Origin of the sequence: Cognaticolwellia beringensis (genome assembly GCF_002076895.1) — a bacterium.
Lineage (GTDB): Bacteria > Pseudomonadota > Gammaproteobacteria > Enterobacterales > Alteromonadaceae > Cognaticolwellia > Cognaticolwellia beringensis.
The window spans coordinates 2,082,088-2,099,007 of the sequence record NZ_CP020465.1 but is presented as its reverse complement, the minus strand read 5'-3'; the positions used below and the strand labels follow the sequence as shown (position 1 = coordinate 2,099,007).

The 16,920-nt window shown below is 38.3% G+C and carries 10 protein-coding genes; all 10 read left to right on the top strand.

The window, feature by feature from the left end; translation table 11 throughout:
* Positions 1–455: 455 nt before the first annotated feature.
* The 10 genes from B5D82_RS08850 (at position 456) to ubiE (ending at position 16,917) form a co-directional block, all read left to right on the top strand.
* Positions 456–848 carry a hypothetical protein gene (locus tag B5D82_RS08850; RefSeq protein WP_157673861.1) on the top strand — a complete coding sequence of 131 codons (393 nt, stop codon included), beginning with the start codon at positions 456–458 and terminating at the stop codon, positions 846–848.
* Positions 849–1,316: 468 nt separating this feature from the next.
* On the top strand, positions 1,317–8,015 hold the full coding sequence (locus B5D82_RS08845; RefSeq protein ID WP_081150891.1) for an ATP-binding hybrid sensor histidine kinase/response regulator: 6,699 nt from the start codon (positions 1,317–1,319) through the stop codon (positions 8,013–8,015).
* A gap of 22 nt (positions 8,016–8,037) precedes the next feature.
* The gene (locus B5D82_RS08840; protein WP_081150889.1) at positions 8,038–9,015 is read left to right on the top strand and encodes a diguanylate cyclase domain-containing protein; all 978 of its coding nucleotides are present in this window, start codon (positions 8,038–8,040) and stop codon (positions 9,013–9,015) included.
* Positions 9,016–9,329: 314 nt separating this feature from the next.
* Positions 9,330–9,953, top strand: coding sequence for a guanylate kinase (gene gmk / locus B5D82_RS08835; RefSeq protein WP_081150887.1), 624 nt, complete (start codon positions 9,330–9,332; stop codon positions 9,951–9,953).
* A 74-nt stretch (positions 9,954–10,027) separates the two neighbouring features.
* Complete coding sequence (gene rpoZ, locus B5D82_RS08830; RefSeq protein WP_081150885.1) at positions 10,028–10,303, top strand: DNA-directed RNA polymerase subunit omega; 276 nt, start codon at positions 10,028–10,030, stop codon at positions 10,301–10,303.
* Positions 10,304–10,494: 191 nt separating this feature from the next.
* Positions 10,495–12,603, top strand: coding sequence for a bifunctional GTP diphosphokinase/guanosine-3',5'-bis pyrophosphate 3'-pyrophosphohydrolase (gene spoT, locus B5D82_RS08825; RefSeq protein WP_081150883.1), 2,109 nt, complete (start codon positions 10,495–10,497; stop codon positions 12,601–12,603).
* A 14-nt stretch (positions 12,604–12,617) separates the two neighbouring features.
* Complete coding sequence (locus B5D82_RS08820; RefSeq protein ID WP_081150881.1) at positions 12,618–13,007, top strand: RidA family protein; 390 nt, start codon at positions 12,618–12,620, stop codon at positions 13,005–13,007.
* A gap of 76 nt (positions 13,008–13,083) precedes the next feature.
* Positions 13,084–13,794, top strand: coding sequence for a tRNA (guanosine(18)-2'-O)-methyltransferase TrmH (trmH, locus tag B5D82_RS08815; protein WP_081150879.1), 711 nt, complete (start codon positions 13,084–13,086; stop codon positions 13,792–13,794).
* Positions 13,795–13,823: 29 nt separating this feature from the next.
* Positions 13,824–15,923, top strand: a complete 2,100-nt coding sequence (recG, locus tag B5D82_RS08810; protein WP_281255944.1) for an ATP-dependent DNA helicase RecG — start codon at positions 13,824–13,826, stop codon at positions 15,921–15,923.
* Between the two features lie 205 nt (positions 15,924–16,128).
* A complete protein-coding gene (gene ubiE, locus B5D82_RS08805) occupies positions 16,129–16,917 on the top strand; it encodes a bifunctional demethylmenaquinone methyltransferase/2-methoxy-6-polyprenyl-1,4-benzoquinol methylase UbiE (RefSeq protein WP_081154421.1) in 789 nt (262 codons plus the stop codon).
* Positions 16,918–16,920: the final 3 nt, after the last annotated feature.

Here is a 16,920-nt window from a genome sequence, read left to right as displayed (position 1 = left end):
AGCACGGTTGCATTACCTCGAATAAGGGCTTGATATAGAACTAAATGTTTGGGTTATTAGGACAATAAAAAGTGTTCATAGCTATATTATTTGCATTAAATTATTAAAAAACCAACCCCTTTAAGATGCAATAATTTTTTCGTAAATTTGGTCAGCAATCGCAACGACAATATTTATCGCTACAAGGTTGTATTATTCTCACAAAACTGAGACCTGTACTCTGAGTAAATAGACTCAAAACACAAATTAAAAAAATAACGTTTAAGTTTTTATTTACTTGAAATTGTGTGAAATTTTGTGAAAATATATGTTAATTAATAGGAGCTGATAGCACTGAGTATGCATAGTGAATCACTCTAATGAAATATTGATAACCGCTTAAATACTAAACATAAATAACGATCAGAAGTGTAATAGATAACTTTTTTGATGTGATTATGCGCTGGGAGGTTGATATGAATAGACACGGAAAAATTACTTTTACTTGGGAAAATGATCTCTTCATCTCTAAAGTTGAAGGTCCTTTTAATGAGCTTGGTTTGGCATACTACTCTTCAGAAATAAAAAAATCTGTAATCTCAAAAGACTTTAAACAATGGAGAAGGATTGAAGTTTGGGATGAAGAATCGATAGCTTCCCCTGAAACCTTAAACATTGGTAAAGAATTATATGACTGGTGCAAAAATAACGGCTGTGTTTTGGAAGCCATTGTTTTGAGTACCCATTTACAAAAACATATAGTTAAAGATATTTTCAAAAGTAAAATTGAAATATTTCAAAATATTACAGAAGCCAAAGCTTGGTTGTCTGCACACACAGATAAATCAGTGACGAAGAACGAAAACTAATGAAGGCTATAGATGTGCCATTATTAACCATAATTCAAAAAATATATTTTTGAACACGATAGTACTACGCAATGACACGTTGAAACTTTTTAATGGCACTGTACATTAACTATGGTGGTGCTAAGCTAATTAATAGCAATAGAATTACATAAGGTATCAATTATTAGGATAATAAACATTCAAATTCAGCCGCGTTACTGATACCCACATAGCTAACAATAGAGTGATGCTGATGTTCAATTATCGAGCAATATCAAGCGAGTATAATTGCGTATGATGACGTTTATTGTGTAGACAATTTAAGAGGGTCAATACATTCATCTATTTGAGAAGAAGTACTGTTTGAATATTTATTTCCCTAGCTCTTCAAATGATAAGTAAAAATCACGATGATAAAACTCTTTATAGGGTTTATCTCAAATCAACAACATTTGAATACGACATAATTTAGTAAGGTTGTGATCACCAATGGTAAATTTTCAAGGCTACACCTTTGTAAAGGAGCAGCAAGACGTTTCAAGCTCAGTACAAATATTGATTGTTAAAAATGATAAAGAGCAAAGCTTTTTAGTTAAACGCCTAAAAAAAACCAATAACTACCAAACACTTGTTCGCTTCAAAAAGTTTTTATCATTACAAAGTCAACTGTCAATCAAGCAGCTAGTCGCGCCGCTTGAGGTGTATGACGACCAAGAATATTGTTATGCACTATTTCCATTCTCCCCACAAACTCAATCCCTAGCTGAATTGTCATCAACGACTCTTTCATTAGACAGAAAATTACAAATTGCTATTAATATTTGCCAGCTATACGCCCAATTACATCAACTCGGTTTTATTGTTAACAATATTTGTCCCGATAATATTTTTATCGACGAAAATTTTCAGCCTCGACTTTATGATTTAAGTTTTGCGACAAAAATTTCAGCACTACATAAAAGAACAGCCAACATTAGTGTTGAACGACAATATTTAACAACATTAGCGCCTGAAGCTAGTGGCCGAATGAATCGCGCCATTGAGGTATACTCGGATCTTTACTCTATCGGTGCCTGCTTATTCAACTTATTTACTGGTCGATTACCTTTCATTTATGCTGATGAAATGGAACTCGTTCATGCCCATATCGCAAAAAACCCCGAGCGCGCCAACAAATATAATACCGATTTACCAGAAGTAATCGCCAGTATACTTGCACAATTATTAGCAAAAGAACCATCACAGCGCTATCAAACGGCTAATGGCCTTAAAGCAGACCTTATTCATTGTGCAAATGATTTAAAAAATTTAGCGATGATTAAACCTTTTACTCTCGGTAAAAAAGACTTTAATAATAAGCTTATTTTTTCTGCTGAAATATTCGGACGTAAGCAAGAACAAGATATTTTACTCAAAGCTTTTCATTATGTTGAGCAACATAAAAGTAGTCAAATTTGTGTAATCAGCGGCTACTCTGGCTCTGGTAAGTCTCGTCTCATTAAAGAGTTATACCGGCCTATTATTGCTAAGCAAGGATATTTTGTACAAGGTAAATATGAGCAGTATAAAAAAAACACCCCCTATTTTGCGTTAATTCAGGCGATTAGCGAACTTGTTGAGCAACTTTTAGGGGAAAGTGAAAACAGCCTTTCCAACTGGAAAAGTATCTTTCAAACAGCATTGCAGGGTAACGGTCAATTGTTGATAGAGCTAGTACCCGAACTAGCGCTAATTATTGGCGTACAACCAACACTCGTAGAGTTGCCAGCAGAAGAAGCCCGTAATCGTTTTAACTCTACAATCGGCAGTTTTTTACAATCATTTGGCCAGCAAAATAGCATATTGACTATTTTTATTGATGACTTGCAATGGGCTGATATCGCCAGCATTCAATTGCTACAACATCTAGTTGAAGCTAGCTATAGCACTCATTTATTTATGATCACTGCTTTTCGTGATAATGGATTAATGTTCTCGCATCCATTAAATCAACTATTAGAAGAAATTAAGAAAACCAAGGCTTTTAATACCCACATTAAATTATTACCACTAGATGCCAGCGCAATCGGACAATTTATGGCAGCAACACTGTCGCTATCAGTTGAATCAATTCAGCCTTTAGTTAATATCGTTTTTGAGAAAACTGATGGTAACCCATTTTTCATTAGAGAATTTATTAAGTCTTTATACAAACAAAAAATATTAACTAAAAATAAAAATAATCAGTGGCAATGGGATGAACAACTAACCCACAAGCTTGCAGCAACAGATAATGTAATTGAATTAATGACTTTACGGCTAACCCATGTTTCAAAAGCAGGTCAAAATATTTTACATCACGCTGCTTGCATTGGTAGCTCTGTACCTATTGATTTATTAACCCAAGTAGTTGGCGTAGCAGAGGAAGAAATTGAGCGAGAGTTAAGACCGATAATTGCTGATGGTTTATTAATTACCTTTTCACAAAAACAGCAAATGGAAGCATTAGAACAAATAAATTTTTCGCATGATAAAATTCAACAAGCTGCTTATTTACTAGCTAACCCATTACCAAAGTCACTTATCCATTACAAAATCGCACAGTATTTTATAGCAGATATAAACTCGACCACACTAGAAAATTCATCAACCGAAGATAATATTTTTGATTACATAGAGCATGTTAACTTAGCTTCTGCTCTTTATATTGAACAAGGTAATGAAAAATTACTCGCTCATCTTAATAAAACTGCCGGTGAAAAATCTTTAGAAGTAAATGACTATGACAGTGCGCTCTATTACTTTGAGCAGGCTGAAAACTATTTAAGTAATCAACATTGGCAGCATGAATATAATCTAAGCCTTAGCATCGCATTAGGCAAAGCAAATGTGCTGTACTTTATACAAGACTACAACCAAGTTAACTCGCATTTCCAGCAGAAAATACCACTCATTAGCAACATTATTGATCAAGCTCATTTCACAAAAATACAAGTGTTATCGCTTGTTGCGCAAAACGAAATGCAAGCAGCCTTAGATTTAGGTATCGAGACACTAAAATCTATTGATATTTTTCTCCCTCACACTGACGAAAAACTAAATTATTTAACATTAGAGCAATATTATAAAATAGACAACATTGCCGAACTGGCAAACTTACCCATAATGACAGATAAACGTCAATTATTAGCCTTAGATATTCTAAACGCTATTCAAACGCCAGCTTACTTATTAAACTCTGTGGAGTATATGCGCATCGCTTACACTTCGCTTGAGTTATGTTTGACTGCCGGGATTTCTGCGCTCAGTGCTAAGGTATTTGTCACCCACGGGTTACTATTATGTGGTGTATTTAGTCGTTTTACCGAAGGTTCAGCCTTTGCCGATTTAGCAATAAAAGTTAATCAACAATACCCATCTGAGCCTATCTACGTAGAAGTTGAGTTCACCCAAAAATCCTCAATTTCTCATTGGACATGCCCATTGAGTCAGACATTAAAGCCATTAGAGAGAAATTTCTACCGTAGCATTGAGTGTGGCAGCATTGCCTATGCTTTTCACTCCGCATTAATCCATAGTATGCATAGTTTATTCAGTGGTGAGAGCCTGGATGAATGTAAAAAAATAATGGCTCGATATGCGGTGTTAATGAAAAGTAAAAAACAACCTTATCAGCTAATGATAATGCAAGTGTGGCAGCAGTTAACAAATAACTTGCAAGTTGAAAACTCCCAAACCATCAATTTACAGGGCAAACACTTTGATGAGACATTACAGTTGCCTAATCTGGTGAAAAGTCAAAATGTCACTACGCTATTCGCTTACCATTTAGCGCGTATGATTCAAGCTTATTTATTTAATAATATCACTCAAGCTCATGTGCAAATGTTACTCGCACAGTCTTATAAAAACTCAGTGCTTTCTTTATATCATTTTGGCGAGTTTCATTTTTATGCCGCGTTAATTCGCGCTAAATTTTGCCGAAAAAAAATATCAAATCAATTAGGTACCAGTTACCTAGAAAACCTAGAACAGATAAATACTAGCCTTGATTTAATTGTAGAATGGGCCGAGAACAGCCCCGAAAATTATCGCCATAAAGAAAAGCTGATCCGTGCTGAATTGCAGTTCTTGTTGAATGACAGTAACGCATGGCGAAGTTATGACCAAGCCATTGAACTGGCAAAACAGCATTCGGCGCCCCATCACAATGCCCTTGCTAATGAACTTGCTGGTAATTATTGGTTATCCGTCAATAAAAAATCGCTGGCAACAGACTATTACCAACAAGCTTTTAATAGTTATCAAATGTGGGGCGCCAATAATAAAGCCCAACAATTATTAATCTCACATCAATCACTTTTAACAGTGCAAAGTCATCACCGAGATAACCTGCCAAGTTATCAACAACATAACAATACTCAAGCACTTGATCTTACTTCTGTTCTTAAAGCGTCTGAAACCTTAAGTGGTGAAATCGACTTATCTGCATATTTGCATCGCATGATGGTCATCATTATTGAAAACGCTGGCGCTCAAAATGGTGCCTTATTATTACAAAGTAATGGCATTTTAAAGCTCGAAATCGCCTTGTCGAGTGATGGCATTGCTAACACGACACAGCAGGAATTGCCTTACTCTATTATTAACCTTGTTTCTCGCACATTAAAAGCACAAATATTAACTCATAACAGTGTTCAAGAGCATTTTTTATCTGACCCCTATTTTGCAGACCGTCAGCCGAAATCAATTCTCTGCTTTCCTAGTATTGTCAAAGGTAATTTACAAGGTGTTGTCTATCTCGAGCATTACGATGTTGAAGGCGTATTTAGCGATGAACGGGTGAATGTTTTACAATTTCTTGCTGATCAAACCGCTATTTCTTTTGATAATGCCAAGCTTTACCAGTTGATACTAAATTACAGTCGTAATCTCGAAAATCAAATTTACGATCGTACCAAAGAGTTAGCTGAAGAAAAAATTAAAGCAGAGCAGGCAAGCCAAGCTAAATCTAATTTTTTAGCTAATATGAGCCACGAAATTAGAACGCCAATGAATGCCGTCATTGGTTTATCTCAATTAGCTTTGCGTACTGAACTATCAGTTAATCAACAAGATTATTTAGAAAAAATACAAGACTCTTCAAAGTCACTATTAGCCTTAATTAATGACATTTTAGATTTTTCAAAAATAGAAGCCGAGAAACTAACACTAGAGTGTATAGAGTTTTCTCTTTATGAAATGCTACAAAGAGTGGTAAATATTTGTACATTTAAAGTGCATGAAAAGGGTTTAGAATTTGTTATTGATATAGCCCCCGATGTACCAAAAATATTAATGGGTGACCCACTGCGTTTGCAGCAAGTTATTGTTAACCTGGCTAACAACGCTTTAAAATTTACTCATACAGGGTCTATTCATATCTGCATTGAGAAACACAGGGAAAATAGTCTAACAAATTACCTAAAATTTTCAGTACATGACACAGGTATAGGCATGAGTAAGGAACAGCAACAAGGATTATTTCAATCATTTACCCAAGCCGACGATTCAGTAACCCGTAAATACGGAGGAACGGGTTTAGGCTTAGCAATAAGTAAGCAGTTGACCGAGCTTATGAATGGAGAAATTTCGCTAAAAAGCGAACTAAACGTAGGCTCAACATTTAGCTTTACTGCAGAATTTGAGCATGCAGAAAACATAGCTGAAATTATCCCAGCCGTTAATCGTCATATGCTAAGCAACTTAAAAGTTTTAGTTGCTGATGATAGTAATATTGCCAGAAAAGTGTTGATTGAAGCTTTATCTTATATTGAAATTTCTGCCGATGGTGTAGAAAATGGGGCACAGGCTTTAGATGCGGTTTTAACTGCGGAAAAAAATGGTACCCCCTATGATATTGTCATGATGGATTGGAAAATGCCTGAAATGGACGGCATTGAAGCAACTAAAAAAATTCATGCACAAGCACAAACGAAGCTTCCACACATATTAATGGTTTCTGCTTACGATAAAAACGAAGCAAAAGCTTTAGCCATTAATGTTGGAATTAATGATTTTATTGAAAAACCTATTAATCAATCTGTGTTAGCTGACGCCATTATTGAATTATTAAGTAAAGAGAGCGAACGTATTACCGTCGAAAATGTCCATCCAGAATTTATAGCTCCGAATTTAAGCGCCTATACCGTGTTGTTGGTTGAAGATAATATGATCAACCAACAAGTGGCGAAAGAGTTTCTAGCCGACACAAAAATATCCGTTGAATGTGCAGAAAATGGCCGTATTGCCCTAGAGAAAATGGCCACTAAAACCTTCGATTTAGTCTTGATGGATATTCAAATGCCTGAAATGGATGGGTTGACTGCTACTAAAGAAATTCGACAAACCTTAAAATTACAAGACTTGCCCATTATTGCCATGACCGCACACGCGATGAAAGGCGATGTAGAAAAAAGTCTCGCAGCCGGCATGAACCTTCATCTAACCAAACCTATTGACCCTGAATTATTATACAAAACACTGAATCAGTACTTAATTAAGCCCAGAAACACTGTACAGAATAAATCAGCTAACACGGAGAAATCGAACGACTCAAAAGACATATTAGCTAAACTGCGCCAAGAAACCGTTTTAGCGGTTGATGAAGCTGTTAAAAATATTCAGGGCAAAGAAGACCTTTATACTGAAATTATTCATGACTTTTGGTTAAATTATCAAGTGCAGTCACAAGCAATGGTGCAATGTTATAAATTGGCACAAATGGACATACTTTATCGCAGTGCGCATTCGTTAAAAACAGCAGCACAATATATAGGTGCTTTTGAATTAGCTACCTGTGCGAACGCTCTCGAAAACGAAATTCATCATCAAGGTTTGCATATTGAACTAAAACTTAACAAAGTTATCAAACATTTAGACTTTATTATTAGCCAATTAAATCGCATTTATAATCACACGACCGTTATACAAACTGATCAAGCATTTAATATCAAAGAAGCTAAAAAAATTATAGCGAAATTAAAACCTTGCTTAATATCCGCAAACATTAAAGCAGAAGATATTACGAAAGAATTAATGGCTATTGGCCATGAAACACCTTACCACCAGCACATAGTTAACATCCTAAAACTGGTCAATAACTTTGACTTTGATGAAGCTTTAGCTGCATTATTAGTCTTGGAGAAAAAAATAAGCGACGTAAAGTAGCTTGGTATGGAGGTAGTAAACAATGCCGCAGTTCAACATGGAAGAACGCCGTAGAGCAAATGAACAACGTTACACTATATTGTGTATAGACGATGAAAGCGTAAACTTAAAAGTGCTAGCATCTATTTTTAAAGACCATTATAACGTTGTGGCATGTAAGAGTGCTAAACAGGGCTTTCAGCACGCCTTACAAGAAAATCCTGATATTATTTTATTGGATATTCTCATGCCTGAAGAAGACGGTTTTGAGCTAATGATAAAGCTAAAACTACACCCGAAATTGACCAATATTCCAGTGATTTTCATTACCGGTTTACAAGACGTAAAAAATGAAGAAAAAGGCTTAAAGCTGGGCGCCTGTGACTATATTCAAAAACCTTTTAATTCCAGTATTGTTCGGGCACGTGTTAATACTCATTTAGAAATTATTCGCCAACGAAATTTATTGAAAAAATTTGCTTTATTCGACAGTTTGACGGAATTACCTAATCGACGAAAATGGCTACAAGATAGCACCGAAAGCTGGCTGCTTGCTAAACAAGCACAAAGTACAATGGTGTATGGCATTATCGATGTAGACCACTTTAAAAAATATAATGATCATTACGGACATCATCAAGGTGATCTGGTGCTGCGCAAAATTGCAAACACCATTAAACGACAGCTATATGATTATCATGGCGCTATTTTTCGCTGTGGCGGAGAAGAATTTTATTTTTACTTCCCGGTTTCAAAAAGCTTTACAGCGTCAACGGTATTGTCGGCTTGCCTTAACAGTATAACTGAGCTCGCTATTCCACATCACGCGGTTAACAATACTTACCATGTCTCGGTAAGTATTGGCGCAGTGCAATTAATTCCCAATAAAAACATCAGTATTGAACAAGTTATTCAACAAGCTGATGAGCGGTTATATTCAGTTAAAAATGACTCCAGAAATGCCTTCAGCCTGCTAGAACTTGATCTAAACAACCAGAAAATCCCTCTCGACGTTTCCTAATTAAATTGAAAACCGCTCCGCTTTGCGAGGACAAATTAATGGGAAAAACGACAAAATTTAGGTATAGTGCGCGCCATTCATATTGACTATACCAATTGAAACGATGCCCAATTCAGTCGCAAATTGATAATGGCTTAAAATGTATGAAAAATACGTCCACATGAGTGCATAAGTTAAACGACTCTGATGTTGTCACTTAGCATAAGTCTGTTTATGCACAATGTATTTTTTTAAGCTCACGCTGAAGCGCTAGACGCATTATTTCATTTGGTATTACTATTAGCTGCTATTTACTCAGCTGCAAAGGATAAATTGTGACAACTAAAGGCAATCTTTTCATTCTATCTGCCCCAAGTGGTGCAGGTAAATCGAGTTTAATCTCCGCCTTACTTAAACAAACATCACCGAGACCCATGCAAGTTTCTGTTTCACACACAACTCGCCTGCCTCGTCCCGGCGAAGTTGACGGACAGCACTATCACTTTGTTAGTAAAGACCAGTTTAAACAATCAATTGCTGACAAACACTTTTACGAATACGCTGAGGTATTTGGTAATTTCTACGGCACCAGTGAAATTGCTATTGATCAACAACTTGCTCAAGGGATTGATGTTTTTCTTGATATTGATTGGCAAGGTGCACAACAAGTTAGAATGAAGAAGCCTGACGTAACAACGATATTTATTAGCCCACCATCAAAGCAAGAATTAGAAAATCGCTTACGTGGCCGAGGCCAAGACAGTGAAGAAGTCATTCAAGCCCGAATGGACGAAGCGCAAGCTCAATGCTCACATTATCAAGAGTTTGATTATATTATTGTTAATGATGATTTCGATCAGGCATTAGCAGATTTAACCACTGTCGTTAACAACCAACGCTTAAAGAGAAGTCAGCAAGCCTGCGAGCACCAAAGTTTATTTGATGATTTATTAGCGTAGAGTGCTTGCTTACTTGCCTGTGGATCAAGTAAACTACGCGACTATTTTATAAATTTAATTGTTGGAGTGACCAAATGGCTCGCGTAACTGTTGAAGATGCCGTAGAAAAAGTCGGTAATCGTTTTGACTTGGTGTTAATCGCATCTCGTCGTGCTCGTCAAATTGCTACGGGCGGTAAAGAACCATTGGTAGACCCTGAAAATGACAAACCAACAGTAATTGCTTTACGTGAAATCGAGGCTGGCCTAATTACTACTGAAGTAATGGACCGTTCTGATAAGCATGAGCAAGTACAACAAGATTCTGCTGAATTAGCAGCTGTTGCAGCAATTGTTGGTGGAAACCAATAATTATTACTAACCTTTAAGGTTAGTCGTAACATTCAAAACGCGTAAATTACATCAATGTGATTTACGCGTTTTTTATTATCTGGCTATTTTTATGGCAAATACTCATGCAAGTGCGCTAAAACATTGGCATAACCATAAAATAAACGTATTCTAACCTATCATAGCGAAAATAATCATAAAGGAAATGCTGGGTGTACCTTTTTGAACCACTAAAAGAACACGTATCAAGTTATCTGTCAAAAGTACAAATTGATCTGTTGAAACAGGCCTATATTGTTGCGCGTGAGGCTCACGATGGCCAAATGCGTTCTAGTGGTGAGCCATACATTACCCATCCTGTCGCGGTTGCACTAAATCTCGCCAAAATGCATTTAGATCACGAAACTTTAATGGCAGCTTTACTGCACGACGTGATCGAAGATACACCGGTAACTAAAGATCAATTAGCTGAACTCTTTGGTCATACTGTGGCCGAGTTGGTTGAAGGTGTTAGCAAGCTCGATAAGTTAAAATTCGATAATAAAGAAGAAATGCAAGCGGAAAACTTCCGTAAAATGATCTTAGCCATGGTGCAAGATATTCGCGTTATTTTGATTAAGCTTGCCGATCGCACCCATAATATGCGAACTTTAGGCTCATTGAGACCAGATAAGCGTCGACGCATTGCCCGTGAAACCTTAGATATTTATGCGCCTATCGCCAATCGTCTCGGTATTCACGATGTTAAAAACGAGCTAGAAGAATTAGGTTTTGAAGCGCTTTATCCTATGCGTTCTCGCGCCTTAAAATCAGCGATTAAACAAGCGCGTGGTAATCGCAAAGAAATTATCAATAATATCCAAGAAGAAATAACCAACCGGTTAGCGGAAAACGGTATAAAAGCACAAGTGCTTGGCCGAGAAAAACACCTTTACTCTATCTATCGAAAGATGCGCAACAAAGAACTCATGTTCAATGAAGTCATGGACATTTATGCCTTTAGAATTATCGTTGGTGATAAAATTGATGATTGCTATCGCGCTTTAGGGGCCGCCCATAATTTATACAAACCCATTGAATCACGATTTAAAGATTATATTGCCATTCCAAAAACCAATGGTTACCAATCACTGCATACGTCTTTAATTGGCCCTCATGGTATTCCCGTAGAAATTCAAATTCGTACCAACGACATGGACCAAATGGCTGACAAAGGTGTTGCAGCCCATTGGTTGTATAAACAAGACGGCGAAGACAATGGCACCACGGCACAAATGAAAGCACGTCGTTGGATGCAAAGTTTATTAGAGTTACAACAAAGTGCTGGCAGCTCATTTGAGTTTATTGAAAATGTAAAATCTGATTTATTTCCAGAAGAAATTTATGTTTTCACACCCGACGGTCGTATTGTCGAATTGCCGATGGGGGCAACAGCTGTCGATTTTGCTTATGCAGTACATACGGATGTTGGTAACTCATGCGTTGGCGTCAAAGTTGAGCGTAAACCTTTTCCGTTAAGCCAACCATTAGATTCTGGACAAACCATTGAGGTCGTAACTTCTACCGCGGCAAGACCTAACGCTACTTGGTTAAATTTTGTTGTTACTGCCAAAGCACGCTTGCAAATTCGTACCTACTTACGCTCACAAGAAAAAACAGAATCGCTTGCCTTGGGCAAACGCTTACTTAGTCATGCGTTAGGTGCAACAAAACTAGCAGACATTGACCAAGATAAACTGGCCCAAGTGGTTAAAGATACAGGCAATAAAACCATTGAAGAATTACTGATCAATATTGGTCTTGGTAATGCACTTAGCATAGGGATAGCGAAGCGTTTAAAAGACGAATTTACCGAAGAGTCAGAGCTAAAACCCACCATGACTAAAAACAAAATGCCCATTAAAGGTACAGAAGGCATGATGGTGAGTTATGGTAAGTGTTGTCGACCTATTCCTGGTGATTCTATACTGGCCTATTTAAGTCCAGGCAAAGGTTTGATGGTACATCAACAAGGTTGCAGGAATAATAAAGGTCATGAGCAAGGTAGCTTATTCCCTGTTAGGTGGGATACTGATATCGATCGCGACTTCATCGCCAAGTTACGTATCGACATTCTCAATCATAAAGGGGCGCTCGCCGCATTAACCAATGTAGTGGCTCGTTGTGGTTCAAATGTTCACACGCTCAATTCAGGCGAAAAAGATTCTGGACTATATCTCATTGATATGGAAATTACTTGTCGTAACAGGGTTCACCTTGCCGACATCATTCGAAAAATTAAAGTTATGGACTATGTTCAGCGCGTTGTGCGTAACAAATAGCATTAGGAAAAACGATGAAAACAATTATTAATACAGACCAAGCACCCAGTGCAATCGGTACCTATAGCCAAGCGGTAAAAGTCAATAATACCGTCTATCTTTCAGGCCAAATTCCTTTAGTACCTGAAACAATGGAAATCGTTTCAGAAGACTTTGCCGAGCAGACTCAACAAGTATTTAAAAATATTGTTGCCGTATGTGAAGCTGCTGGTGGCAACATTAATGACATGGTGAAAGTGAATATATTTTTACAAGATCTTACCAATTTCGCCACAGTGAATGAAATTATGAGCCAATACTTTCAACAACCTTATCCGGCACGTGCTGCGGTACAAGTGGCTCGATTACCAAAAGACGTGGCAATCGAAATTGACGGCATTATGGAATTACCAAATTACAGTTAATGCTGAGCTCGATATTTTACCGGCAAGCTAGATTGACAAAACTTGCCAATATTTAACGCAACTTTAGAACAAGTATATGACACCGGATAGACTACAAAGAATTAACAGCATGTTAGATCAACGTCAACCTGATTTAACCGTTTGTATGGAAGGCGTGCACAAAACCCATAACTTAGCCGCTGTCGTTCGTACAGCAGACGCCATCGGTATTAGCGATGTGCATGCGGTATGGAAAAATGAAACCATGCGGCTTTCTGGTGGCAGTGCTGCAGGTAGTCAAAACTGGATAGATGTGCATGATTACAGTAAGACCGAAGATGCAATCAACGAATTAAAAAAACAAGGCATGCAGGTATTGGTAACTAACTTATCAGATACTGCGGTCGACTTTCGTGAAATTGACTATACCAAACCAACAGCTATTATTCTTGGACAAGAAAAATTTGGCGCCTCGGCAAAAGCACTTGAAATGGCCGATCAAGATATCGTTATTCCGATGGTAGGTATGGTGCAGTCATTAAATGTCTCTGTTGCTTGTTCTGTCGTGTTATATGAAGCCCAACGCCAACGTCAAGCGGCGGGGTTATATCAACAACCAAGAATAAGCCATCAACGCCGTCAACGGATATTGTTTGAAGGTGGTCATCCTATTTTTGCAACTGCCTGCCAGCGCAAAGGCTTACCGTACCCTGAAATCGATGACGATGGACAAATTGTTGCATCAGAGCAATGGTGGCAGCAAATGCAAATGACTCAAGATGCTTGGAAGAAAATCGACGACGAATAATCAAAAAACTTACAGCAAGGGAGCCTGCGGTGTCTCGCACAATGGAAGCGTTATCTAATTTAGCCCAAATTCCAGTCACTACCTTAAAAGGCGTTGGCCCAGGTATGGCAGTTAAGCTAGAAAAAGTAGGTTTAGTTTCACTACAAGACTTACTATTTCATTTACCGCTTCGTTACGAAGACCGCACACGTGTAACTGCTGTTCGTGATCTTATGGCCGGTATATTTACCAATATCATTGGTGAGGTCACGCAAAACGAGATCATACAAGGCAAGCGCAGAATGATGCTAGTAACTATCAATGATGGTACAGGTAGCATCAATCTGCGTTTTTTTCATTTTTCAGCTAGCCAAAAAAATAGCTTAGCTATTGGGCTTAATATTCGCTGTTATGGTGAAGTTAATCGCGGTATGCGTGGTTTTGAAATGGTGCATCCAGAATATAAAGCGCTAGATCAAGATCAACCCTTAACTCCTGCAGAAGAAACCCTGACACCAGTCTATTCAACGACCGATGGTTTACGGCAAATATCTTTACGTAATTTAACCGAGCAAGCTTTAATCCGCTTAAAACGCGGCCATGTAGAAGAATTATTACCCGCGGAAATCAGCCATCAACAATACTCTTTAGCTGAAGCATTAGCCTTAATTCATCGACCTCCTCCAGATACCTCAGTTGTTTTAATGGAAGCAGGCAAACATCCGGCGCAGCTTAGGCTGATCAAAGAAGAGTTATTAGCCCATAATCTCAGCATGTTGAAATTAAGAGCCGCTAACGATCACCACCCAGCAGTAGTTTTGGCAACAGATACACAGCTAGAGAAAAGCTTTTTGGCGTCATTACCATTTACACCCACAGGAGCACAAGCAAGAGTTACTGCAGAAATACGTACCGACTTACTCAAACCCGTGCCTATGATGCGTTTAGTACAAGGTGATGTTGGTTCAGGTAAAACACTGGTTGCCGCATTAGCCGCGTTAACCGCTATTGGCCAAGGCTTTCAAGTTGCTTTAATGGCACCGACAGAGATATTGGCTGAACAACATGCGATTAATTTTCAAAAATGGTTTGAGCCGCTTTCCATTTCGGTAGGCTGGCTGGTCGGTAAAACCAAAGCCAAAGCAAGACGCAATGCCTTAGAGCACATTGAGAATGGCAATATGCAAATGGTCATTGGCACCCATGCCTTGTTTCAAGAGCAAGTAATATTCAACAAACTCGCACTGATTATTATTGATGAACAACATAAGTTTGGTGTCCATCAGCGTTTATCATTACGTGAAAAAGGCGCATGGCAAGGAAATTATCCACACCAGTTAATTATGACAGCCACACCTATTCCTCGTACCTTGGCAATGACAGCTTATGCAGATTTAGACACTTCAGTAATTGATGAATTGCCACCAGGGCGAACGCCTATTACCACCATTGCGTTACCAGACAGTCGACGAGACGATGTCATTGAACGTATTCGTCAAGGTTGCACAAACGACAGCCGTCAAGCCTACTGGGTTTGTACCTTGATTGAAGAGTCTGAGGTTCTGCAATGCCAAGCGGCTGAAGATACCGCTGTGCACTTGCAAGAGCAGTTATCCGGGTTAAAAATAGGTTTAGTACACGGTCGAATGAAAGCCGACGAAAAACAAGCCGTAATGGAGCGCTTTAAACTTGGCGAACTCGACGTGTTAGTGGCAACAACCGTAATCGAAGTGGGCGTTGACGTACCCAATGCTAGCCTCATGGTAATTGAAAATCCTGAACGCTTAGGCTTAGCACAACTACATCAATTACGTGGTCGTGTCGGTCGTGGTTCAGTCGCCTCTCACTGTGTATTAATGTACAAAGCTCCGCTGACTAAAACGGCTACTAAACGCTTGAATGTGCTAAGAGAAAGCAACGATGGCTTTGTTATCGCACAAAAAGATCTAGAAATTCGCGGGCCTGGTGAATTGCTCGGAACCAAGCAAACGGGTTTAGCTGATTTAAGAATTGCGGACCTACAGCGAGATGCTCACTTAATACCGGAAGTGCAGCAGCAAGCCCAGCTGATATGGCGACAGTACCCAGAAAAGGCTAACGCTTTGATCAATCGTTGGCTAGCAAATCGTGAAAAATACTCTAACGCTTAAAGCTGAAAACCTTAGCTATGACTTAACCGATTAGAGACCCAGTATCAGGGCAAAAAAAGCAACAAAAATGGCCCTAAATGTCACTTGTTAACAACCTTTATTAAACCTGAGTTGTGTTTAATATCTACCACCTTGTTCGGAAGTGTTAATTAATCTAAAAAAATGCGGTAAACTAGCAGTAATTTTAGTTTAAAGCGAAACCATGATGTCTGCACACGATCAAAATCATCCAATTAACAACGACAACAGTGAAGAAGCCACCACTCACTTTGGTTTTCAAACCGTCGAAAAAAATGAAAAAGAGTCGAAAGTTGCCAGCGTATTTCATTCTGTTGCCCAGCAATACGATGTGATGAATGATTTGATGTCATTTGGTATTCATCGCTTATGGAAACGTTTTACCATCGACGCCAGTGGCGTACGTCCAGGCAACAAAGTATTAGACTTAGCCGGTGGTACCGGTGATTTAACAGCAAAATTCTCTCAACTTGTTGGCCGCGAAGGTAAAGTTATACTCGCTGATATTAATAGCTCAATGCTGAATGTTGGTCGCGATAAGTTACGTGACCGTGGTTTAGTACAAAATATTGAATATGTACAAGCAAACGCTCAATATTTACCGTTTGAAGATAATACTTTTGATGTGATCACCATAGCGTTTGGTTTACGTAATGTTACCGATAAAGATATGGCTCTACGCTCTATGTACCGTGTACTTAAGCCTGGTGGACGTTTGTTAGTATTAGAGTTCTCTAAACCTGAGCATGAATTAGTTAATAAAGCCTACGATTTTTATTCTTTTAATATCTTGCCTAAAATGGGTGAGTTAGTGGCAAAAGACGGTGAAAGCTACCAATATTTGGCAGAATCTATTCGCATGCACCCTGATCAAGAAACACTGAAAAACATGATGGATGATGCAGGTTTTGAACAAACCAGTTATAAAAATTTAACTGGCGGTGTCGTTGCGCTGCATAAAGGTTATAAATTTTAATCG